The sequence below is a fragment of the Escherichia sp. WS1368 genome (genome assembly GCF_046487485.1).
In the GTDB taxonomy this organism is placed as follows: Bacteria; Pseudomonadota; Gammaproteobacteria; order Enterobacterales; family Enterobacteriaceae; genus Escherichia; species Escherichia coli.
The window spans coordinates 386,409-409,572 of sequence record NZ_JBJQJI010000002.1 but is presented as its reverse complement, the minus strand read 5'-3'; the positions used below and the strand labels follow the sequence as shown (position 1 = coordinate 409,572).

Below are 23,164 nucleotides of genomic sequence, written 5' to 3'. Positions count from 1 at the left end.
GCAACAATCTTAACAAATAATCTCAATGTTGCGCTCAGGTGAATCGCGCCAGCAAATTGCGGATTATCCTGAAATGCGTTTCTCACTTGCCCGACATATGCGTAAAATGAGCGGCAGATTAAAAAAGGATAGTGACGTATGCGCATTCATATTTTAGGAATTTGTGGCACATTTATGGGCGGTCTGGCGATGCTGGCGCGCCAGTTAGGCCATGAAGTAACGGGTTCGGACGCCAATGTGTATCCGCCGATGAGCACCTTACTTGAGAAGCAAGGCATTGAGCTGATTCAGGGTTACGATGCCAGCCAGCTCGATCCGCAGCCGGATCTGGTGATTATTGGCAACGCCATGACCCGTGGAAATCCGTGTGTGGAAGCGGTACTGGAAAAAAACATCCCTTATATGTCAGGTCCACAGTGGCTGCACGATTTTGTGCTGCGCGACCGCTGGGTGCTGGCCGTTGCCGGTACACACGGCAAAACTACCACCGCGGGAATGGCGACCTGGATTCTGGAACAGTGCGGTTACAAACCGGGATTTGTGATCGGCGGTGTGCCGGGGAACTTTGAGGTTTCGGCGCGTCTGGGCGAAAGCGACTTCTTTGTTATCGAAGCGGATGAGTACGACTGCGCCTTCTTCGACAAACGCTCTAAATTTGTCCATTACTGCCCGCGTACGCTGATCCTCAACAACCTTGAGTTCGATCACGCCGATATCTTTGACGACCTGAAAGCGATCCAGAAACAGTTCCACCATCTGGTGCGTATCGTTCCGGGGCAGGGCCGTATTATCTGGCCGGAAAATGACATCAACCTGAAACAGACCATGGCGATGGGCTGCTGGAGCGAGCAGGAGCTGGTGGGTGAGCAGGGGCACTGGCAGGCGAAAAAGCTGACCACCGATGCTTCCGAATGGGAAGTCTTGCTTGATGGCGAAAAAGTGGGCGAAGTGAAATGGTCGCTGGTAGGCGAACATAATATGCACAATGGCCTGATGGCGATTGCAGCGGCTCGCCATGTTGGTGTAGCGCCTGCAGATGCCGCTAACGCGCTGGGTTCGTTTATTAACGCTCGCCGCCGTCTGGAGTTGCGTGGTGAAGCGAATGGCGTGACGGTATATGACGATTTTGCCCATCACCCGACGGCGATTCTGGCAACGCTGGCGGCGCTGCGTGGCAAAGTTGGTGGTACGGCGCGCATTATTGCTGTGCTGGAACCGCGCTCGAATACCATGAAAATGGGGATCTGCAAAGACGATCTGGCACCTTCATTAGGTCGTGCCGATGAAGTCTTCCTGCTGCAACCGGCGCATATTCCGTGGCAGGTGGCAGAAGTGGCAGAAGCCTGCGTTCAGCCTGCACACTGGAGTGGCGATGTGGATACGCTGGCAGATATGGTGGTGAAAACCGCTCAGCCTGGCGACCATATTCTGGTCATGAGCAACGGCGGTTTTGGTGGCATCCATCAGAAACTGCTGGATGGTCTGGCGAAGAAGGCGGAAGCCGCGCAGTAATTCGGCCTCAGCCTGATATAGTGTGCGTAGGCCGGATAAGGCGTTCACGCCGCATCCGGCATTTGAGCATAGTGCCTGATGCGACGCTTGATGCGTCTTATCAGGCCTACAGGTGCACCGCATCCGGCAAACCATACTCACATCAACAACGAAAATTACCCTTCATTCTCCGCCAGTTCGCGCAGATACTGGAAAATCTGGCGTGCGGATTTCGGCGGCTTATTCCCTTCTTTCTCTTTCTTCGCGTTACGGATCAGAGTACGCAGCTGCTGACGATCGGCATCGGGCCACAGATTCAATACTTCAGCGATGGCGTCATCACCTTGATCGATCAGACGATCGCGCAGGTTTTCCAGTTTATGGAACAGCACCACCTGCTGATTGTGGCGATTTTTCAGCTTATCCAGCGCCTGACGAATAGGCTCTACGTCGCGCTGGCGCAGCATCTTACCGATGAGCTGCAACTGGCGGCGGCGACCTTCCATCTTAATACGCTGGGCGAGCTCAATAGCCGCGCGCAGATCCGCATCTAACGGGATCTTATCCAGCGCGTTTTTCCCCAGATCAACAATTTCCGCGCCAAGGCGTTTTAGCTCCTCGGCATCACGTTTAATTTCACTTTTACTGACCCAGATAATTTCATCGTCTTCGTCTTCGATGTCATCACCGGGAACGTCGTCGAGCCAGTCTTCGGGCTGCTTAGTCATCTCAGGCTCCTTAAAAAAAGAGGCTAATGTTACCAGTTAAGATGCGCACTGAAAAACGGTTCTCTGTTAGACTTCAGAGAAACTCTCTACATTATGGCACTTGCAATGAAAGTAATCTCTCAAGTTGAAGCGCAGCGCAAGATTCTGGAAGAAGCAGTTTCCACTGCGCTGGAGTTGGCCTCAGGCAAATCGGACGGTGCGGAAGTTGCCGTCAGCAAGACCACCGGCATTAGCGTAAGCACGCGTTATGGTGAAGTGGAGAATGTTGAATTCAATAGCGATGGCGCGCTGGGGATCACTGTTTATCACCAGAACCGCAAAGGTAGCGCATCATCCACCGATTTAAGCCCGCAGGCCATTGCCCGTACTGTACAGGCGGCGCTGGATATTGCCCGTTATACCTCGCCAGATCCCTGTGCCGGCCTGGCAGACAAAGAGCTGCTGGCCTTTGACGCACCAGATCTCGACTTGTTCCACCCTGCTGAAGTTTCCCCGGATGATGCCATTGAACTGGCGGCCCGCGCAGAACAGGCGGCATTGCAGGCGGACAAACGCATTACCAATACCGAAGGCGGCAGTTTTAACAGCCACTACGGTGTCAAAGTTTTTGGCAACAGCCACGGCATGTTGCAGGGTTACTGCTCTACGCGTCATTCACTCTCCAGCTGTGTAATTGCCGAAGAAAATGGCGATATGGAGCGTGATTACGCCTACACCATTGGTCGTGCGATGAGCGATCTGCAAACGCCAGAGTGGGTTGGGGCCGACTGTGCTCGCCGTACTTTATCGCGCCTGTCACCGCGTAAACTCTCCACCATGAAAGCGCCAGTCATTTTTGCCAATGAAGTGGCAACCGGGCTTTTTGGCCATCTGGTGGGGGCGATAGCGGGTGGCTCGGTTTACCGTAAATCTACCTTTCTGCTGGATTCGCTGGGTAAACAAATTCTGCCGGACTGGCTGACCATTGAAGAGCATCCGCATCTGCTGAAAGGGCTGGCGTCGACGCCATTCGACAGCGAAGGTGTGCGCACCGAGCGTCGCGATATTATTAAAGATGGCATCCTGACTCAGTGGCTGCTGACCAGCTACTCGGCGCGGAAACTGGGGCTGAAAAGCACCGGACATGCGGGCGGTATTCACAACTGGCGGATTGCCGGACAAGGGCTAAGCTTCGAACAAATGCTCAAAGAGATGGGCACCGGGCTGGTGGTGACGGAATTGATGGGCCAGGGCGTGAGTGCAATTACCGGTGATTATTCCCGTGGTGCGGCGGGCTTCTGGGTAGAAAACGGCGAAATTCAGTATCCGGTTAGCGAAATCACCATCGCAGGTAATTTAAAAGATATGTGGCGCAATATTGTCACCGTCGGTAACGATATTGAAACACGCAGTAATATACAGTGTGGTTCTGTGCTGTTGCCGGAGATGAAAATCGCCGGACAGTAAAAAAACTGGCGCGACCTGTCGCGCTATAAACTAAAAAATTACACAAAATCATTCGCACTGCATCGAGACGGAAAGTGAATGAGGGCCGGGGAGCGTACTCGCAGTACGTGACCCGGTCGAATGAGCGTAGTCGTCGATGAGGCAGTGTGAATGATGAAGTGTAAATAAAAAAGGAAGTGAGCAATGCGAAAAAGCCTGTTAGCTATTCTTGCAGTCTCCTCGTTGGTATTCAGTTCGGCGTCGTTTGCCGCTGATCTTGAAGACAATATGGAAACCCTCAACGACAATTTAAAAGTGGTCGAAAAAGCCGATAACGCGGCGCAAGTCAAAGACGCGTTAACCAAAATGCGTGCCGCGGCGCTGGATGCGCAAAAAGCAACGCCGCCGAAGCTGGAAGGAAAATCGCCAGACAGCCCGGAAATGAAAGACTTCCGCCACGGTTTCGACATTCTGGTCGGTCAGATTGACGACGCGCTGAAGCTGGCAAATGAAGGTAAAGTAAAAGAAGCGCAGGCTGCTGCAGAGCAACTGAAAACGACCCGCAACGCCTATCACCAGAAGTATCGTTAATTCCTCATTTCCCTGTTGCCTGCACTCAGGTAACAGGGAACTTATCATCGCAAATGATGCACCACCTGATTGCTGCTGCCGCGCCAGATCAGGGAAGGGTCTTTTAAATCCTGCACAAATTTGCCGTCGACCAGCACGTTAATCAAATCAACAACCTGCATTTGCGCAGCGTTGAGTTCGTCGAGTTTATAGCCTGTCCACACCCAGATGTCTTTACCCGGACACTCGGCGCGGATGCGTTGTACCAGTTTCAGAATATCCGGCACGTTTTGCGGATGCAGCGGATCGCCGCCGGAGAGGGAAATCCCCTGGCGTTTGATACGAGTGTCATTCAGATCGTTAATGATCTGGTCTTCCATTGCTTTGGTAAATGGCTGACCGGAATTTACCCGCCATGTGCTTTTGTTATAGCAACCGGGGCATTCATGAACACACCCGGAGACAAACAGGGTGCAGCGAGTGCCGGGGCCGTTGACGATGTCGACAGGATAGTACTGATGATAATTCATTGTTTCGCCTGGCTTATCAGTCCGCGTATAGGATGCATCCGGTAATCAACGCCTGATGCGACGCTGTCGCGTCTTATCAGGCCTACAGCAATTGCCAAATGTAGGCCGGATAAGGCGTTTACGCCGCATCCGGCATTTGCTTAGCTCAGAGTGAAGATCAACCTATCTGCCCATTTCCCAAATGTTTAACGCGGCGCTTAACTTCTTCCTGCTTGCCGGCGTTAAACGGACGTGCATCCGGGCTACCTAAATATCCGCACACGCGGCGAGTTACCGACACACGGGAGGCGTCATGGTTACCACATTTCGGGCAGGTGAAGCCTTTGCTGGTGCACTCGAACTCACCGGTAAAGCCACACTCGTAGCACTCATCAATCGGTGTATTGGTGCCGTAATACGGTACATGCTGATAGCTGTAATCCCAGACATCTTCCAGCGCCTTCAGGTTGTGCTGAATGTTTGGATACTCGCCGTAGCAAATGAAACCACCGTTCGCCAGCGGCGGGTAAGGCGCTTCAAAGTCGATCTTGTCGTACGGGTTCACCTTCTTCTCCACATCGAGGTGGAAACTGTTGGTGTAGTAACCTTTATCGGTCACGCCCGGCACCACGCCAAACTCAGCAGTATCGAGACGGCAGAAGCGGTCGCACAGGTTTTCACTCGGCGTGCTGTAGAGACTGAAACCATAACCCGTTTCTTCTTTCCACTGATCCACTGCCTGACGCAGACGTTCAACAATGGCGATACCTTTCGCGCGAAGCTGCTCGTTGTCGTAAACATGCTCGCCGCCGAACAGCGCGTTAATGGTTTCGTGGATGCCGATGTAACCCAGCGAAATAGACGCACGACCGTTTTTGAAGATTTCAGAAACATCATCGTCAGCATTGAGACGCACGCCACAAGCACCTTCCATATAGAGGATCGGGGCCACGCGCGCTTTCACGCCTTCGAGACGAGCGATACGGGTCATCAGCGCCTTACGTGCCAGCACCAGACGTTCATCCAGCAGCTTCCAGAAGGTGGCTTCATCGCCTTTTGCTTCCAGCGCAATACGCGGCAGGTTCAGGCTGATCACGCCGAGGTTGTTACGACCATCGTGGATCTGCTCGCCGTTTTCATTTTCCCACACGCCGAGGAAGCTGCGGCAGCCCATCGGGGTTTTAAACGAACCGGTGACTTTCACTACCTGATCGTAGTTCAGGATATCCGGATACATGCGCTTGCTTGCGCACTCCAGCGCCAGCTGTTTGATGTCGTAGTTCGGATCGCCTTTTTTATGGTTCAGGCCATCGCGAATCGCAAACACCAGTTTCGGGAACACCGCAGTTTTACGGTTTTTACCGAGGCCTGCGATACGGTTACGCAGGATCGATTCCTGAATCAGGCGCGATTCCCAGCTGGTGCCCAGACCAAAACCAAAGGTTACAAACGGCGTCTGACCGTTGGCGGTGTGCAGGGTGTTTACTTCGTACTCCAGCGACTGGAAGGCATCGTAGCACTCTTTAATGGTACGAGAGTTAGCGTAGCCTTCGGCGTCCGGGATGTTCCACTCTTCTGCGGTCTTGCGATGTTTGTTGTAGCTGGCGGTGACAAACGGTGCCAGCACTTCATCGATACGGTTAATGGTGGTGCCGCCATAAATATGGCTGGCGACCTGAGCAATAATCTGCGCAGTTACAGCGGTTGCCGTAGAGATCGACTTCGGCGGTTCAATCTCGGCGTTCCCCATCTTAAAGCCCTGGGTCAGCATGCCTTTCAGGTCGATCAACATGCAGTTGAACATCGGGAAGAACGGCGAGTAATCGAGATCGTGATAGTGAATATCGCCACGCTCATGTGCCTGCACCACGTCACGCGGCAGCAGGTGCTGACGTGCATAGTGTTTAGCCACGATCCCGGCCAGCAGGTCGCGCTGGGTTGGAATCACCTTGCTGTCTTTGTTGGCGTTTTCGTTGAGTAACGAGGCGTTGGTCTGCTCGACCAGGCCACGGATCTCCTGGTTCAGGCGACCGCGTTTTTCACGTTCAATGTCGCGATCGTGACGGTACTCGATGTAAGCACGAGCCAGTTGTTTGTATGGACCCGACATCAGCTGGTTTTCAACTGCGGTCTGGATCTCGTTGATATCCACCTGGTTGCGGCCCTGCATCTGCTCGCTGACAACCGCGGCAACAGTGGCGCAATAATCGGCATCATCGACTTCCGCTGCTTTAGCTGCACGCAGAATCGCTTCTTTGATGCGCTCTGATTTAAACGGCACTTTGCAGCCGTCTCGTTTCATCACATGCGGTGTCATGATCGCTCCATATTTTTAAGAACAGGTTATCCACAGAAATTGGGAAAGGCGTTTTCCGGTTTTTTCGTTTCGTTTTCCGGAGCTTTCCGCAATCGCCATCCGCTTATCCACAACGCCGCACCTTTTTCGTGGGGAGCTGTAGTAGCAATTATAGTCGATTAATACAACATATTGGGTTGGGACGCATTTTAAAGTCTATATATAGTGCTTTGCATCAAGGATGTTTGAACTTTTTTTGATGTAGCTCAAAGTAAAAAGCAGAGCGTACGGATGACGGGCGCTACAGCGTTATGTAAATTTTTTAATGAATTTGCTGGTTGAAAAATCAACAAAAACAACATGCTGACAGGCAAAACCCCGGAATGACCGGCATTACCGGGGCTTAGGGAAGATTTACTTATGTAACCACCAGACAGCCTCAAAAGGCCGTAAAGTCATGGCACAGGGTTGTGGTGAGGCTTCTTCGTAGTTATGCATCACAAGCTGCCAGTTGCCGCGCATTTGCTCTGGCTGCCAGGGTTGGATCTCACGGCTAAGGTTGGCAATGACCAGCAAGGTTTGCCCCTTCCATTCACGGCGATAGCACCACAATACAGGGCTGTTTGGCAGCAGATCCTGGTAATTGCCCCATGTCAGAACGGCTTCTTGCTTACGCAGTGCGATTAACTTTTGGTAGGTGTAAAACACCGAGGACTCATCGGTCAGCGCGGCTTCTACGTTGATTTCCTGATAGTTATCGCCCAGGCTAATCCACGGTTCGCCAGCCGTAAACCCGGCATTATCGCCGTTGCTCCATTGCATGGGCGTGCGACTGTTGTCACGGGATTTACTGGCGAGGATTGCCAATAACTCGTCGGCATCACGACCATCGTTGCGCAGCTCGGCAAACATATTGAGGCTCTCTACGTCGCGATAGTCAGTAATGCGCGTGAAATGCGGGTTGGTCATGCCAATCTCTTCGCCCTGGTAGATATACGGCGTTCCCTGCATGCCATGCAGCACCATCGCCAGCATTTTTGCCGCAGGCACGCGGTATTCACCTTCATCACCAAAGCGAGAAACAATGCGCGGCTGATCGTGGTTACACCAGAACAAGGCATTCCATGCCACGTTGTGCATTCCTTGTTGCCAGTGGCGGAACAATGTTTTCAACGCCACAAAGTCAGGTTTAGCCAGCGTCCATTTTTCACCACCGGGATAATCGACCTTCAGGTGATGAAAATTAAAGGTCATCGACAATTCACTGCCTGTCAGTGCCGCGTATCGCTGGCAATGCTCAAGGCTGGTGGAGGACATTTCACCTACGGTCATTAACCCGCGTGGCGTAAACACATCGCGGTTCATCTCGTGCAAAAACTCGTGTGCTCGTGGCCCGTCGGTGTAGAAGCGACGCCCGTCGCCGTCCAGGTCTTCAGGGAAACGCGGGTCTTTGGAGATCAGATTCACCACATCCAGGCGCAACCCGTCGACCCCACGATCGGCCCAGAACTCACAGACTTTTTTCAGCTCTGCGCGTACCGCTGGATTCTCCCAGTTGAGATCCGCCTGTTCTGGTGCAAAGAGATGCAAATAGTACTGTTCGCTTTCCGCATGCCAGCGCCACGCACTACCGCCAAATTTTGAACGCCAGTTGTTCGGTGGCGTTTCTGGTTCGCCATCGCGCCAGATATAAAACTGGCGGTAAGGGCTTTCTTTGTTCAGCGCCTCGCGAAACCAGGCATGTTGGGTAGAGGTATGGTTAAACACCATATCGAGAATGATACGAATCCCGCGCGATTTTGCCTGCGTCACCAGTTCGTCAAAATCGTCCAGCGTGCCGTAGGTGGGATCAATCGCCGTATAGTTCGCTACGTCGTAACCGTTATCGACCTGGGGAGAGACATAAAAGGGGGTTAGCCAGATGGCATCAACGCCCAGTTTATGCAGATAGTCCAGGCGTTGTATAACGCCACGTAAATCGCCGGTACCGCTACCCGTGGTGTCCTGAAAACTCTTTGGATAAATCTGGTAGATAGCGCCGTTTTGCCACCAGTGGGGAAGATTAGTCATTACGTTATTCCTGCAAATGCGAGGGGGCGCAATTGCGCCCCGAAGAAAATTAAACAATGTCCAGCGTGCCCAGGCGGTATTTCCGCTGGTAGATAAACGAGGTGAGTACAATCGGGATGATGATGGCGATAGCCATTGCCAGCGCAAACACCTGCCAGTAGCTCGGTTGAATCGAGAGAATTCCCGGCAGGCCGCCTACGCCGATGCCATTCGCCATAACGCCGTTCAGGCCGCATAGCAATCCTGCCAGACCAGAACCAATCATCGCGCACAGCATCGGGAAGCGATATTTCAGGTTGATGCCGTACATTGCAGGCTCAGTGACCCCAAGCCAGGCGGAGATCGCCGCAGGCACGGAGATCTCGCGTTCATTGTGCTTGCGGCTGGAAATGATAATGCCTATCACGGCGGAGCCCTGAGCGATATTCGACAGCGCAATCAGCGGCCACACTGGCGTACCACCCATGCTTTGAATCATCTGCAAATCAATAGCAAGCGTGGTCTGGTGTACCCCGGTGATCACCAGCGGGGCGTACAGGAAGCCAAACAATGCCGCGCCAATCGGAGCAAAGCTGCCGGTCATCAGGTGACGTACCGCAAAGGCAACGCCATCGCCAATCATGCGACCAAACGGACCAATCAGCGCATGGGCGAGGAACACCGCGAGGATCAGCGAACAGACTGGCACCACCACCAGATAGAGGTAATCTGGCACGATGCGTTTAAGGCGAGTTTCAATAACGCCCAGCGCCAGCCCGGCTAATAGTGCCGGGATCACCTGCGCCTGATAGCCCACTTTGGCGATGCTGAACATGCCAAAGTCCCACACTTCCGGCAGCTGCTGTCCGAGCAGATAAGCGTTCATCAGCTGTGGAGAAACCAGCGTTACGCCAAGTACGATACCAAGGATCGGCGTGCCGCCCATTTTTTTCACCGCTGACCAGCAAATCCCGACCGGCAGGTAGAAGAAGATCGCTTCACCGATCAACCACAGAAAATCGTAGATCGTTTGCAGGGAAGGATACATTTGCGCCAGCGTTTGACCGTTGCTCATGGGCAAATCGCCGATCACATTGCGAAAACCGAGGATCAAACCGCCGCTGATCAACGCGGGCAGCAACGGGAAGAAGATCTCCGCGAAATGAGAGATCAACTGCTCATGCCATTTCATATTCTGCCGGGCGGCTTTTTTTACCTGCTCTTTATCAACCTGCGCCTGTCCGGTTGACGCTATCAGTGCTTGATAGTAATCACCCACGTTGGTGCCAATCACCACCTGAAATTGCCCGGCATTGGTGAAACAGCCTTTCACCATGGGGAGTTGCTCAATTTCTTTCGGTCTGGCATTGGCCGGTTGGTTGAGGACAAAGCGCAGGCGAGTAATACAGTGGCTCACCGTCGCAATATTGCCGCGCCCGCCGACCAGTTCAATCAACCGATCGATATCCGTTTGGTTTATTTTGCTCATCATAAAGCCCCATGGCAGATGACATTTTTGGTTGGCTGCAGAATATATTGCGCGGAAAAATTTAAAAACGGGAACGTTCCCGAAACGCAGCGAAGATCACAATTTATCGTTCAGGAAACGATCAGGACAGGGTGGCGGGGATGATGATTTGTTGCGGTTCGCTGCGCCCGGTTACCTGTGCGATCAACTGGCAGGCCGCCTGGCGTCCAGCTTCGGCGTAACCGGGATCTACGGTGACGATCTCCGGATGGAGGAATTTCATTAACGGCGTATTACCGACGCTCGCCAGTTGCAAGGTGTCGATGCGTTGCTCTTGCAGGTATTTACTTGCGCCAAGTGCCAGCGTGTCGGTTGCGCACAGTAAGGCGGTAGTTTCAGGCGTAATCACTTTTGCTACGTTCTCATAGCCTTGCTTCATAGCAAGGCCTGGCAGGGCGGCAACGGGATGCAGTTTATGCGCTTTGCAGAACGCCAGGTAGGCTTCGTGACGTCGCTTACCGGTTGTCACGTCACTGTGCGGCACGCCGAGATAACTGATATTACGATGCCCCTGGTCATACAGCCGTTGCATCAGGATCTTGATTGCCCCTTCGTCGTCATAACAGACCGAAGCAAAGCCTTTTGCGTCACGCGCCAGCAGAACCAGCGATGACTGCCAGTGGGCTAACATTTCTTCTGTTATGCCAGTAAAACCGAACAGCACTACGCCGTCGATATTACGCCGTTTCAGCACCCCCAAATGTTCGGCAACTAATTGCGGGGAAAACTGACTTTCCATCATGATTGGGTCGTAACCTTGTTCATAGAACGCTGGCAGCATGGTTTGAACGGCGAGATTTTCTGACAACGAATCCAGACGGGTAACAATGATGGCGACCACTTTATCGCTTTGCCCACGCATAGCGCGCGCAGAGCGGGAAGGGGAAAATCCATGCTGATTCATCACTGCTTCAACACGCTCGCGGGTGAGCTGGCTCACGCCGCTTTCGTTATTCAGCACCCGGGAAACTGTAGATTTCCCCACGCCGCTTAAGCGCGCGATATCTTTGATGGTCAGCCGATTTTGCATCCTGTTGTCCTGTAACGTGTTGTTTAATTATTTGAGCCTAACTTTACCCGTGCATTCAGCAATGGGTAAAGTCTGGTTTATCGTTGGTTTAGTTGCCAGCAGGTATTATATCGCCATAGATGCTACGAATATTATTGGATTCTCCTTATTATTTGCGGCGCTTTTTTCACTTACCGGAGGTTATATGGAACCTGATCCCACGCCTCTCCCTCGACGGAGATTAAAACTTTTCCGGTAAGCCCGTCTTTTCACGGCGTTACCGGATGCGTAAGGCCGTGACGTTTTAACGTCCCTGCTCAGCTTTATTACCTTCAGGTAAGGCTTCGCCACGCCTGAAGACATTTCTGTACTGTTTCAGACAGTGCGGAGGGACTCCTTATGTTTAAAGAAATTTTTACCCGGCTCACTCGCCATTTACCTTCCCGTCTGGTTCATCGTGATCCATTGCCTGGCGCGCAGCAGACAGTGAATACGGTGGTCCCGCCGTCCTTAAGTGCGCATTGCCTGAAAATGGCGGTGATGCCCGAAGAAGAATTGTGGAAAACGTTCGACACCCATCCGGAAGGGTTAAATCAGGCGGAAGTGGAATCTGCCCGCGAACAACATGGTGAAAATAAATTACCCGCACAACAACCGTCGCCGTGGTGGGTACATTTATGGGTCTGCTATCGCAACCCCTTTAATATTTTACTCACCATTCTCGGCGCTATTTCTTACGCCACGGAAGATTTATTTGCTGCGGGCGTTATCGCGCTAATGGTCGCTATTTCTACGTTGCTGAACTTTATTCAGGAAGCACGTTCCACTAAAGCGGCAGATGCCCTGAAAGCGATGGTCAGCAATACTGCGACGGTGCTGCGCGTAATTAACGACAAAGGCGAAAATGGCTGGCTGGAGATCCCGATCGACCAGCTGGTGCCCGGCGATATTATAAAACTGGCGGCGGGAGATATGATCCCGGCAGATTTACGTATCTTGCAGGCGCGGGATCTGTTCGTCGCTCAGGCGTCGTTAACCGGTGAGTCTCTGCCCGTAGAAAAAGCCGCTACCACTCGCCAGCCGGAGCACAGCAATCCGCTGGAGTGCGACACGCTGTGTTTTATGGGCACCACCGTGGTGAGCGGCACGGCACAAGCAATGGTGATTGCTACAGGTGCCAATACCTGGTTTGGTCAACTGGCGGGGCGTGTTAGTGAGCAGGAAAGCGAGCCGAATGCCTTTCAGCAAGGGATCAGCCGCGTCAGTATGCTGCTGATTCGCTTTATGCTGGTGATGGCACCGGTGGTGCTGTTAATCAATGGCTACACCAAAGGCGACTGGTGGGAAGCGGCGCTGTTTGCGCTTTCGGTCGCGGTAGGCCTAACGCCGGAAATGTTGCCGATGATTGTTACCTCGACGCTGGCGCGCGGCGCAGTAAAGCTGTCGAAACAGAAAGTGATCGTCAAACATCTGGATGCTATTCAGAACTTTGGCGCAATGGATATTCTGTGCACTGATAAAACCGGCACCCTGACACAGGATAAAATTGTGCTGGAGAATCATACCGATATCTCCGGTAAAACCAGCGAACGCGTGCTGCATAGCGCGTGGTTGAACAGTCATTATCAGACCGGACTTAAAAACCTGCTCGATACAGCGGTGCTCGAAGGTACGGATGAAGAGTCAGCGCGCTCGCTGGTCAGTCGTTGGCAAAAAATCGATGAGATTCCGTTTGATTTCGAGCGTCGCCGGATGTCGGTGGTAGTGGCAGAAAATACCGAGCACCATCAGCTGGTTTGCAAAGGCGCATTGCAGGAAATCCTCAATGTGTGTTCGCAAGTGCGTCACAATGGCGAGATTGTACCGCTCGATGACATCATGCTGCGTAAGATTAAGCGGGTTACTGATACGCTGAATCGTCAGGGGCTGCGCGTGGTTGCGGTGGCGACGAAATACCTGCCAGCGCGTGAAGGAGATTACCAGCGGGCGGATGAATCCGACCTGATCCTCGAAGGATATATTGCTTTCCTTGATCCGCCAAAAGAGACAACCGCTCCGGCACTGAAGGCATTAAAAGCGAGTGGAATTACCGTAAAAATCCTTACTGGCGACAGTGAGTTAGTTGCAGCGAAAGTGTGCCATGAAGTGGGGCTGGACGCGGGAGAGGTGGTCATTGGTAGTGATATTGAAATGCTATCTGACGACGAACTGGCAAATCTTGCACAGCGCACCACGCTGTTTGCCCGCCTGACGCCGATGCATAAAGAACGCATTGTGACCTTACTGAAGCGCGAAGGGCATGTGGTTGGCTTTATGGGCGATGGTATTAATGATGCGCCCGCCTTACGCGCTGCGGATATCGGCATTTCTGTGGACGGCGCGGTAGATATTGCCCGTGAAGCGGCTGATATCATCCTGCTGGAAAAAAGCCTGATGGTGCTGGAAGAGGGGGTTATTGAGGGACGTCGCACTTTCGCCAACATGCTGAAATACATCAAAATGACGGCGAGCTCTAACTTCGGTAATGTGTTCAGCGTGCTGGTAGCGAGTGCTTTCTTGCCCTTCCTACCGATGTTGCCGTTACACTTGCTTATTCAGAACCTGCTGTACGATGTGTCACAGGTGGCGATCCCGTTTGATAACGTCGACGACGAGCAAATTCAAAAGCCGCAGCGTTGGAATCCGGCGGATCTGGGGCGCTTTATGATCTTCTTCGGACCGATCAGCTCGATCTTCGATATTTTGACGTTTTGCCTGATGTGGTGGGTATTCCATGCCAACACGCCGGAAACGCAAACGCTGTTCCAGTCGGGATGGTTTGTGGTGGGCTTACTGTCGCAAACGCTGATTGTGCATATGATCCGCACCCGCCGTGTGCCGTTTATTCAGAGCTGTGCATCGTGGCCGTTAATGATCATGACCGTGATCGTGATGATTGTCGGGATCGCATTGCCGTTTTCACCGCTGGCCAGTTATCTGCAATTACAGGCGTTGCCGTTAAGCTATTTCCCGTGGCTGGTTGCGATTCTGGCAGGGTATATGACGTTAACCCAGTTGGTGAAAGGGTTCTATAGCCGTCGTTACGGCTGGCAGTAAAGAATAAACTGGGCATGGTGGCCCGGATTCAGATTGCAGACAAAGTGAGTTTTGTTCATGCCGGATGCGGCGTAAACGCCTAATCCGGTCTACAAATTCAATAAATTGCAGGAATCACGTAGGCCTGATAAGCGTAGCGCATCAGGCGATTTTGCGTTTGTCATCAGACTTAATCCGGGCATGATAGCCCGGATTTCCATCAAGATTAGCGACGAACAGCGATCGCTTCGATCTCAATCTTCACGTCTTTCGGCAGACGGGCAACTTCAACGCAAGAACGTGCCGGGAAGGCGGCGTTGTGTTCGGTGAAGAAGGCTTCGTAAGTGGCGTTTACGGTTGCGAAGTCGTTCAGATCTTTTACAAACACGGTAGTTTTAACGATGTCGCCCACTTTCAGACCAGCGGCTTCGACGATCGCTTTTACGTTATCCAGCGACTGACGTGCCTGTGCAGCGACGTCTGCCGGTACTTCGCCCGTTTTCGGATTTACCGGGATCTGACCGGAGGTGATGATCATATTGCCCAGATCAACGCCCTGTACGTAAGGGCCGATAGCTGCCGGTGCATTTTCCGTCGCGATAGTTTTGCTCATGATTTCTCCTTTATTACAGCGGTAAAAAGTCTGGCTCATTATAGGGAGCCAGACTTTTATTACCAACCGCAATTAATTGGCCAGCACCACATTATGGGAAAACTCTTTTTCACAGTATTTGCATTTGAGCGCGATGTCATTGGCGCGTTTTCGCACGGCAAAGCTGGATGAAACCGGTTCGGCATGGCTGATACAGTTGCTGTTCGGGCAGACCAGCACATTGTCGATGCGCTCCGGCAGACTTGGGCGCGATTTACCCACCACTTCATAGTTGTCGATACGGTTAACCGTGGCTTGCGGCGCATACAATGCCAGTTGATCTACCTGGTCTTCACTCAAAAAGGTATTTTCGATTTTGATCAGATCTTTGCGGCCCATCTCGCCAGAAGGCAGGTTCAGACCGATGGTGATGCGCTGATCCGTTTCGGTCAGCTTGAACAGACTCAACAGCTTAAAACCGATCTGGGCGGGGATATGGTCAATTACCGTGCCGCGTTTAATAGCTTCAACCTGCAATTTATTATCGTGTGTCATCTCTATTTCCCCTTACAGTACCAGATCGCGATTCAGAACCAGTGCCAGTAACGCCTGGCGAGCGAAAATCCCGTTGCCTGCCTGCTGGAAGTACCAGGCGTGTGGCGTTTTATCAACATCCGTCGCAATCTCATCAACACGCGGCAGCGGATGCAGCACTTTCATATTGGCTTTGGCGTTGTGGAGATCGCTGGCGCGAAGAACAAACTGCGCTTTCACGTTGGCGTACTCGGACGGGTCCAGACGCTCTTTTTGCACGCGGGTCATGTACAGGATGTCAACTTCCGCCATCACTTCTTCAATAGAGCTGTGCAGACTCCAGGCGATCCCTTTTTCATCAAGCATATCCAGAATGTATTGCGGCATTGCCAGCGCGTCCGGCGCGATGAAGTAAAAACGGTTGCCGTCGAACTTCGCTAACGCCTGAGTCAGGGAGTGAACGGTGCGGCCATATTTCAGGTCACCAACCATTGCGACGTGGAGATTGTCCAGACGCCCCTGGGTTTCCTGAATAGTGAATAAGTCCAGCAAGGTTTGCGTCGGATGTTGGTTGGAGCCATCACCGGCATTCAGTACCGGTACATTGCCGGAAAACTCGGTGGCCAGGCGCGCCGCACCTTCCTGCGGATGACGCATCACTATCGCATCAACGTAAGTGCTGATAACCGAAATGGTATCGGCCAGCGTTTCGCCCTTTTTACCCAGTGATGTATTGGCGCTGTCGGAAAAGCCCACCACGCTGGCACCCAGGCGGTGCATGGAAGTTTCGAAAGAGAGGCGGGTACGGGTAGAGGCTTCGAAGAAACAGCTGGCAATGACTTTGTGCTTCAACAGCTCTGGTTGCGGGTTTGCTTTCAGTTTCGCCGCTGTCGCCAGCACCAGATTAAGGTCATCGCGACTAAGGTCGTTTATGGAAATGATATGTTTCTGATATAGCGGATTAGCCATCTTTTATCTCCTGACGCCTGGGCAAAAAAAAGCCCCTCGATTGAGGGGCTGGGAATGGGTGATCAACGGGAAGAAAAACGGCAGGCCAGCGTCTTTTTTCAGACGCGGTAAGACAAAATGTCGAACACACTGAACCATACATCCTCCCGGCAAATTGTCCGGCATTATACTCATCGTCAGAAGCGGTGCAAGCATTTGATGCAATATTTTGTCAGCGCAAACGGTTTATATGAATTTAAAGTCAAAATATATGCATTTTTATTTACTGTGATTCTGGAGGGGAACTGTCGTTCGGTATCAATAATTGCAGACATTTCCTGCTTTTTTCTTTTTCACTTTCACGCAATCAGATATGCATTTTATTCCATTCATCCGACTTATAGGACGGAGTGTGAAAACGAACGGCTAACACTATTGCTTACTGCTCAGGGATGCGCGCTATCACTTTAATTTCAAAATCAAAGCCTGCCAGCCATGTAACACCCACCGCCGTCCAGTTTGGATAAGGTGGGGCGCTAAATATTTCATTTTTCACCGTCATGATGTCTTCGAATTGTTTTTCTGGATCGGTATGAAAGCTCGTAACATCAATGATATCGTCAAAAGTGCATCCCGCAGCTGCCAGGGTCGCATGCAAATTATCAAATGCCAGTCTGACTTGTTGCTGAAAATCGGGTTCTGGTGTTCCGTCCTCTCGACTTCCTACTTGCCCGGAAACAAACAGCAAATCGCCGGAACGAATAGCCGCAGAATAACGATGCTCAGCATACAGTGAATGTCGTCCAGCAGGGAAAACAGCGGTTCTTTCTACCATTTGGTTATCCTCAAGATTTACGACATGAACAGAAGATTTATATTTACCAGGAGCCGCTTTTAGCGGACGACGTGAGTAAACAAAACCCAGACATCATGGGAAATGGCTGGGCTTAATTGAGCGTAGTCGGTTATGCGCCAAACGCGCCATCAATGGTATGCATCGCGCCGGTAACAAAACTGGCTTCTGGCCCTGCTAACCATGCGACCATACCAGCGACCTCTTCCGGTTGCCCATGTCTTTTGATGGCCATAAAACCATGCAACATATCGCGCATTGGCCCGTTGGCGGGATTAGCGTCGGTATCAATTGGCCCTGGCTGGACGACGTTGATGGTGATCCCACGCGGTCCAAAATCACGGGCCAGCCCGCGCGCCATGCCTTGTAGGGCAGATTTACTTGCGGCATAAGCAGCCATGCCTGCAACAGGCATACGATCGCCATTCACGGAGCCGATGATTAAGATGCGCCCGCCTTCGGGCATCTGCCGGGCGGCTTCAACAGAGGCATGGTAAGGAGCATGAATATTGATTTTGAAAAGGCGATCAATATCGTCGGCATTTAATTCCAGGGCATCGCCAAAGACGCCAATACCTGCATTTACCACCAGGATATCCAATGCGCCGCTCTTACGAACGACATCAATGACAGCGTCTCTGTCAGCACTATCTGTGAATACTGCTGTCGCTCCAGTCTCTTGTGCCAGGTGTTCAGCGGCATCTTTCGACCCCGCATAGGTGAATCGTACATTGGCCCCATCGGTGACGAAACGACGTACGATAGCGGCACCGATACCACGACTGCCACCGAGGATGAGAACTGTCTTACCTGTAAAAGCGCCCATAAGGACTCCTTGATTTATTATGTAACATGCATTACAAAACTGTTTTAACTTTCTGTCAATAAGTTTTGTAATGGTCACTAAAAAACAATCTCGCGTTCCAGGTCGTCCCAGACGTTTCGCTCCTGAGCAGGCAGTCTCTGCGGCAAAAGTGCTTTTTCACCAAAAAGGTTTCGATGCTGTCAGTGTTGCTGAAGTTACTGATTATCTTGGTATTAACCCCCCGAGCCTCTACGCGGCTTTTGGCAATAAGGCTGGGTTATTTAGCCGTGTACTCAATGAATATGTCGGTACGGAAGCTATTCCGCTTGCCGATATTCTTCGTGATGATCGTCCGGTAGGGGAGTGCCTGGCTGAGGTATTAAAAGAAGCGGCGCGCAGATATAGCCAAAACGGCGGCTGCGCTGGCTGTATGGTTCTTGAAGGCATTCATAGTCATGATCCACAAGCGCGTGATATTGCCGTTCAATATTATCACGCCGCAGAAACGGCCATTTATGACTATATCGCCAGGCGGCATCCACAAAGCGCACAATGTGTGACTGATTTTATGAGTACCGTGATGTCAGGGCTTTCTGCGAAGGCACGGGAGGGGCACTCCATCGAACAACTCTGTGCAACAGCTGCACTGGCGGGGGAAGCGATAAAAACTATTCTCAAGGAGTGATGCGGGCCTTGACCCGAAAGGCGGGAACGCGCCTGCCGATAAGTTGTGATAAGACAATAATTCACGCGTTAAGGCTAGCGGAATTGATCATCTTTTCGTATAACGATAGAAATGAAACGTTGTTTTAATTAAGGAGTGGAAAAGATGATCATCGGAAATATTCATAATCTTCAGCCGTGGCTACCCCAGGAGTTACGCCAGGCGATTGAGCATATCAAAGCACACGTTACGGCAGAAACGCCAAAGGGCAAGCACGATATCGAAGGCAATCGTCTGTTTTATCTTATCTCGGAAGATATGACCGAGCCGTACGAAGCTCGCCGTGCGGAGTACCATGCCCGCTATCTCGACATTCAGATTGTGTTAAAAGGTCAGGAAGGCATGACCTTCAGCACACAACCTGCAGGTACGCCGGATACCGACTGGTTAGCTGATAAAGACATCGCATTTTTGCCGGAAGGTGTTGATGAGAAAACAGTTATCCTTAATGAAGGTGATTTTGTTGTGTTTTATCCGGGGGAAGTGCATAAACCGCTGTGCGCAGTGGGCGCGCCAGCCCGGGTTCGCAAAGCAGTAGTGAAGATGCTGATGGCGTGATGACTTTTCGCCGTAAATAACTCCAGGTTTACGGCGAGTTTGTGAAAAGAGCGTTTTTTGATATTTTTTTGTGAGTAAAATTTGTAATGCTTAGACGTTCTTATTAACTCAAGGAGTTCGTCATGAGCAAAATATCAGATTTGAATTATTCTCAACACATTACATTAGCCGACAATTTTAAACAAAAAAGTGAAGTTTTAAATACCTGGCGTGTTGGAATGAATAATTTTGCCCGTAATGCCGAGGGGCAGGATAACACAAGAAATATCCTTGATCCTAAGACATTTTTGGAATTTTTGGTAAAAATATTTACTTTAGGTTATGTGGATTTTAGCAAACGCTCCAACGAAGCGGGAAGAAATATGATGGCTCATATTGAGTCCTCATCTTATATCAAAAATAATGATGGCAGTGAGATAATGAAGTTTGTTATGAATAATCCTGAAGGGGAACGAGCGGATTTATCTAAGGTGGAAATAGAAATCACACTTTCCGCTTTCACTACTATGGGGACTCGTCAAGGACATACGGCTATTATATTTCAACAACCTGATGGTTCGACTAATCGTTATGAAGGAAAGTCCTTTGAAAGAAAAGATGAGAGTTCATTACACCTGATTACTAACAAGATTCTGGCATGTTACCAACGCGAAGCTAACAAGGAAATAGCTCGTCTATTAAATATTCCGCAGGAGTTAAATAATTCTCAGGACTTGAATAACTCGCAGGTGAGTTGTAAAGATTCAGTTGATTCTACGATTACGGATTTATTAGAAAAACCATTGAACAATGCATTATTAGCAATAAGGAAAGAACATCTGCTATTAATGCCTTATGTATGTAATGAATCGATTTCATACTTGCTTGGTGAAAAAGGGATACTGAAAGAAATAGATGACCTTAACGCAGTAAATAATTATCTTCTTAATAATAAGAAAGCTACTGACAATGAAATTAATGACATCAAAGTTAACCTGTCTCATATTCTTATTGATTCCTTAGATGATGCAAAAGTTAACCTTACACCGGTCATCGATTCGATTCTGGAGACTTTTTTAAAATCCCCATATATTAATGATGTAAGAATACTGGATTGGTGTTTTAATAAAAGAATGCAATATTTTGGTGATTCTGAAAAGATAAAGTATGCATGCTCCGTGATAAATCATATTGATTTTAGCCGCGATCAATCTAAAGATTTTAGCTGCGATCAATCTAAAATTAAAATAGCTGAGACCTTATTTTTCAATCTCGATAAAGAACCCTATAAAAATAGCCGTAAATTACAGGAATTGATTTGGGATAAGTTGGTTGCATATGTCAATGATTTTAACTTAAGCAATCAAGAAAAATCACGCTTAATACTAAGGTTATTTGATGATGTTAAGTTGCTATTTGATGAAGTGCCTGTCAGCATTTTAGTAAATGATATTTTTTTGAAGGGTTTTTTCATGAAGCAACCTGATTTTGCGAAGTGGTACTTCTATCAATTACTTAAGAAGTATGAGGGCGAACAGCTGTATCTTAATGAGTTAGGATATGTTTATGGTAATGAAGAAAAAACAAATGAAATTGTAAAAAAACATCCGGGTTATGTCGTTGAGATTTTTGAAGAAAAGATGGGTAATGAATTAAAAATTAGAACAAGAATGATGGAAATCCTCCGGGATGGGAAAATAAATATATGTGAATATATTAATAAAGAACAGTTAGAAAAATTAAATCCTCCGGAAGATTTACGTATAGCAATAAAAAAATTGGGGTGGAATAATTGAACTATCACTGCATAAATTAATGTGATGCCGGGATGTTTTTTGTGTTTCCCGGCATCTTTATAGCGATATCAATTATTTACTGAGCGTCGCTACCATCACCGCTTTGATGGTATGCATGCGGTTTTCCGCCTGATCAAAAACAATGCTGGCGGCAGATTCGAAGACCTCATCAGTCACTTCCATTCCGCCATGTAGGCCAAACTCTTCCGCCATTTTCTTACCAAGCGTCGTTTGGTCGTCATGAAACGCGGGCAGGCAGTGGAGGAATTTGACCTCCGGGTTACCGGTCAACTGCATCATCTTGCTGTTCACTTGATAATCACGCAGCAATGCAATGCGTTCAGCCCATTTCTCTTTTGCTTCACCCATCGACACCCATACATCGGTATAGATAAAGTCAGCACCTTCAACTCCTTTAGCTACATCTTCCGTCAGCGTAATATTCCCGCCATTTTGCTGTGCCAGAGCGCGGCATTCCGTAACCAGCGCAGCTTCCGGCCAGCATGCCTGTGGCGCGACCAGACGCAAATCCAGACCGGTAAGCGCCGCAGCTTCGAGCATCGAATTGCCCATGTTGTTACGTGCGTCACCTGCATAGACCAGCGTCATTTCGTTGAATGCTTTACCGGGTAAATGCTCCTGCATGGTGAGGAGATCCGCCAGCAACTGCGTGGGGTGAAACTCATTGGTCAGGCCGTTCCATACCGGCACGCCAGCGTATTCCGCCAGTGTTTCGACAATCTCCTGACCATAGCCGCGATACTGAATACCGTCATACATGCGACCCAGCACGCGGGCAGTGTCTTTAATCGACTCTTTATGACCAATCTGACTGCCGCTTGGGCCGAGATAAGTAACGCGAGCACCCTGGTCATATGCGGCAACTTCGAAAGAGCATCGGGTACGGGTCGAGTCTTTTTCGAAGATGAGCGCGATGTTTTTACCAGTGAGTTTGGCTTCTTCTTTGCCGCTTTTCTTATCGGCTTTCAGCTTCGCGGCTAACTGCAGCAGGCTGTTGAGTTCAGCTGGCGTGAAATCGAGTAATTTCAGGAAATGCTTATGATAAAACCCGGACATAGATCCCTCCTGTGGCTAACGCCTCAATGAATTAAAATTCAATTTATATGGATGATTATTCATTTGCAAGTCTAAAGCATAAATCTTTGTCACAAAGGTGGAGGCAATGCCAGTGGTGTGTGACAATATGAGTATCGGCAGGACATTAAGAGGAATGAGCCATGGCAAACCCGGAACAACTGGAAGAACAGCGTGAAGAAACACGTTTGATTATTGAAGAATTACTGGAAGATGGCAGCGATCCGGACGCGCTGTACACCATCGAACACCATCTTTCCGCAGACGATCTGGAAACCCTGGAAAAAGCAGCAGTTGAAGCGTTTAAACTCGGTTACGAAGTGACCGATCCAGAAGAGCTGGAAGTTGAAGATGGTGATATCGTGATTTGCTGCGACATCCTCAGCGAGTGCGCGTTGAATGCCGATCTGATCGATGCCCAGGTTGAACAACTGATGACGCTGGCGGAGAAATTTGACGTTGAGTACGACGGTTGGGGCACTTACTTTGAAGATCCCAACGGCGAAGATGGCGACGATGAAGATTTTGTCGATGAAGACGATGACGGGGTTCGCCACTAATTAATTGATTAAAATGCCCGATAGCACACACTAGCGGGCA

The 23,164-nt window shown here is 50.3% G+C and carries 22 protein-coding genes; 9 read left to right on the top strand and 13 right to left on the bottom strand.

The annotated features are described in order from the left end of the window. Window positions 1-138 precede the first annotated feature (138 nt). Complete coding sequence (gene mpl / locus ACJHYD_RS07585; protein WP_001219792.1) at window positions 139-1,512, top strand: UDP-N-acetylmuramate:L-alanyl-gamma-D-glutamyl-meso-diaminopimelate ligase; 1,374 nt, start codon at window positions 139-141, stop codon at window positions 1,510-1,512. 155 nt (window positions 1,513-1,667) lie between these two features. Here mpl and yjgA read toward each other — a convergent pair whose 3' ends face one another. Continuing rightward, complete coding sequence (gene yjgA, locus ACJHYD_RS07580; RefSeq protein WP_000166270.1) at window positions 1,668-2,219, bottom strand: ribosome biogenesis factor YjgA; 552 nt, start codon at window positions 2,217-2,219, stop codon at window positions 1,668-1,670. Window positions 2,220-2,312: 93 nt separating this feature from the next. Here yjgA and pmbA point away from each other — a divergent pair, with 93 nt between their 5' ends. After that, window positions 2,313-3,665, top strand: coding sequence for a metalloprotease PmbA (gene pmbA, locus ACJHYD_RS07575; protein WP_001162160.1), 1,353 nt, complete (start codon window positions 2,313-2,315; stop codon window positions 3,663-3,665). 183 nt (window positions 3,666-3,848) lie between these two features. After that, window positions 3,849-4,235, top strand: a complete 387-nt coding sequence (gene cybC / locus ACJHYD_RS07570; RefSeq protein ID WP_001232246.1) for a cytochrome b562 — start codon at window positions 3,849-3,851, stop codon at window positions 4,233-4,235. 44 nt (window positions 4,236-4,279) lie between these two features. Here cybC and nrdG read toward each other — a convergent pair whose 3' ends face one another. The 5 genes from nrdG to treR all read right to left on the bottom strand — a co-directional run bounded on the left by nrdG (window position 4,280) and on the right by treR (window position 11,626). Beyond that, the gene (gene nrdG / locus ACJHYD_RS07565; protein ID WP_001106233.1) at window positions 4,280-4,744 is read right to left on the bottom strand and encodes an anaerobic ribonucleoside-triphosphate reductase-activating protein; all 465 of its coding nucleotides are present in this window, start codon (window positions 4,742-4,744) and stop codon (window positions 4,280-4,282) included. A gap of 157 nt (window positions 4,745-4,901) precedes the next feature. Further along, window positions 4,902-7,040: an anaerobic ribonucleoside-triphosphate reductase gene (gene nrdD / locus ACJHYD_RS07560; RefSeq protein WP_000187778.1), complete on the bottom strand. Its 2,139-nt coding sequence runs from the start codon at window positions 7,038-7,040 to the stop codon at window positions 4,902-4,904. Window positions 7,041-7,433: 393 nt separating this feature from the next. Continuing rightward, window positions 7,434-9,089, bottom strand: a complete 1,656-nt coding sequence (treC, locus tag ACJHYD_RS07555) for an alpha,alpha-phosphotrehalase (RefSeq protein WP_032301154.1) — start codon at window positions 9,087-9,089, stop codon at window positions 7,434-7,436. A gap of 49 nt (window positions 9,090-9,138) precedes the next feature. Beyond that, window positions 9,139-10,560 carry a PTS trehalose transporter subunit IIBC gene (gene treB, locus ACJHYD_RS07550; RefSeq protein WP_001299664.1) on the bottom strand — a complete coding sequence of 474 codons (1,422 nt, stop codon included), beginning with the start codon at window positions 10,558-10,560 and terminating at the stop codon, window positions 9,139-9,141. A 118-nt stretch (window positions 10,561-10,678) separates the two neighbouring features. Then, a complete protein-coding gene (gene treR / locus ACJHYD_RS07545; RefSeq protein ID WP_001181307.1) occupies window positions 10,679-11,626 on the bottom strand; it encodes a trehalose operon repressor TreR in 948 nt (315 codons plus the stop codon). 184 nt (window positions 11,627-11,810) lie between these two features. Here treR and mgtL point away from each other — a divergent pair, with 184 nt between their 5' ends. Both mgtL and mgtA read left to right on the top strand, forming a co-directional pair. After that, entirely contained in the window at window positions 11,811-11,864 is a 54-nt protein-coding gene (mgtL, locus tag ACJHYD_RS07540; protein ID WP_001387276.1) for a mgtA regulatory leader peptide MgtL, read from the top strand. A 140-nt stretch (window positions 11,865-12,004) separates the two neighbouring features. Then, window positions 12,005-14,701 carry a magnesium-translocating P-type ATPase gene (gene mgtA / locus ACJHYD_RS07535; RefSeq protein ID WP_000471897.1) on the top strand — a complete coding sequence of 899 codons (2,697 nt, stop codon included), beginning with the start codon at window positions 12,005-12,007 and terminating at the stop codon, window positions 14,699-14,701. A 205-nt stretch (window positions 14,702-14,906) separates the two neighbouring features. On the opposite strand, the gene ridA is transcribed toward mgtA, so the two are convergent. The 6 genes from ridA to bdcA all read right to left on the bottom strand — a co-directional run bounded on the left by ridA (window position 14,907) and on the right by bdcA (window position 18,433). Next, a complete protein-coding gene (ridA, locus tag ACJHYD_RS07530; RefSeq protein ID WP_000047538.1) occupies window positions 14,907-15,293 on the bottom strand; it encodes a 2-iminobutanoate/2-iminopropanoate deaminase in 387 nt (128 codons plus the stop codon). A gap of 72 nt (window positions 15,294-15,365) precedes the next feature. After that, window positions 15,366-15,827, bottom strand: a complete 462-nt coding sequence (gene pyrI, locus ACJHYD_RS07525) for an aspartate carbamoyltransferase regulatory subunit (protein ID WP_000148581.1) — start codon at window positions 15,825-15,827, stop codon at window positions 15,366-15,368. Window positions 15,828-15,839: 12 nt separating this feature from the next. Next, window positions 15,840-16,775: an aspartate carbamoyltransferase gene (gene pyrB / locus ACJHYD_RS07520; RefSeq protein ID WP_000013046.1), complete on the bottom strand. Its 936-nt coding sequence runs from the start codon at window positions 16,773-16,775 to the stop codon at window positions 15,840-15,842. A gap of 3 nt (window positions 16,776-16,778) precedes the next feature. Next, a complete protein-coding gene (pyrL, locus tag ACJHYD_RS07515; protein ID WP_001296693.1) occupies window positions 16,779-16,913 on the bottom strand; it encodes a pyr operon leader peptide in 135 nt (44 codons plus the stop codon). 280 nt (window positions 16,914-17,193) lie between these two features. Further along, window positions 17,194-17,589, bottom strand: a complete 396-nt coding sequence (locus ACJHYD_RS07510) for a RidA family protein (RefSeq protein ID WP_000230274.1) — start codon at window positions 17,587-17,589, stop codon at window positions 17,194-17,196. A gap of 130 nt (window positions 17,590-17,719) precedes the next feature. Continuing rightward, window positions 17,720-18,433: an SDR family oxidoreductase gene (bdcA, locus tag ACJHYD_RS07505; protein ID WP_000500685.1), complete on the bottom strand. Its 714-nt coding sequence runs from the start codon at window positions 18,431-18,433 to the stop codon at window positions 17,720-17,722. Window positions 18,434-18,503: 70 nt separating this feature from the next. Between bdcA and ACJHYD_RS07500 the strand changes: the two genes are divergently transcribed. From ACJHYD_RS07500 to ACJHYD_RS07490, 3 genes are all read left to right on the top strand, one after another. Next, window positions 18,504-19,097 (top strand): TetR/AcrR family transcriptional regulator, encoded by a 594-nt coding sequence (locus ACJHYD_RS07500; protein ID WP_000256663.1) that lies wholly within the window; start codon window positions 18,504-18,506, stop codon window positions 19,095-19,097. A gap of 144 nt (window positions 19,098-19,241) precedes the next feature. Continuing rightward, entirely contained in the window at window positions 19,242-19,694 is a 453-nt protein-coding gene (gene tabA, locus ACJHYD_RS07495) for a toxin-antitoxin biofilm protein TabA (RefSeq protein ID WP_001336307.1), read from the top strand. Window positions 19,695-19,816: 122 nt separating this feature from the next. Beyond that, a complete protein-coding gene (locus ACJHYD_RS07490; RefSeq protein WP_000036440.1) occupies window positions 19,817-21,469 on the top strand; it encodes a hypothetical protein in 1,653 nt (550 codons plus the stop codon). 72 nt (window positions 21,470-21,541) lie between these two features. On the opposite strand, the gene argF is transcribed toward ACJHYD_RS07490, so the two are convergent. Further along, window positions 21,542-22,546, bottom strand: a complete 1,005-nt coding sequence (gene argF, locus ACJHYD_RS07485) for an ornithine carbamoyltransferase (RefSeq protein WP_000012907.1) — start codon at window positions 22,544-22,546, stop codon at window positions 21,542-21,544. A 161-nt stretch (window positions 22,547-22,707) separates the two neighbouring features. Here argF and rraB point away from each other — a divergent pair, with 161 nt between their 5' ends. Continuing rightward, complete coding sequence (gene rraB, locus ACJHYD_RS07480; RefSeq protein WP_000002953.1) at window positions 22,708-23,124, top strand: ribonuclease E inhibitor RraB; 417 nt, start codon at window positions 22,708-22,710, stop codon at window positions 23,122-23,124. Window positions 23,125-23,164 lie beyond the last annotated feature (40 nt).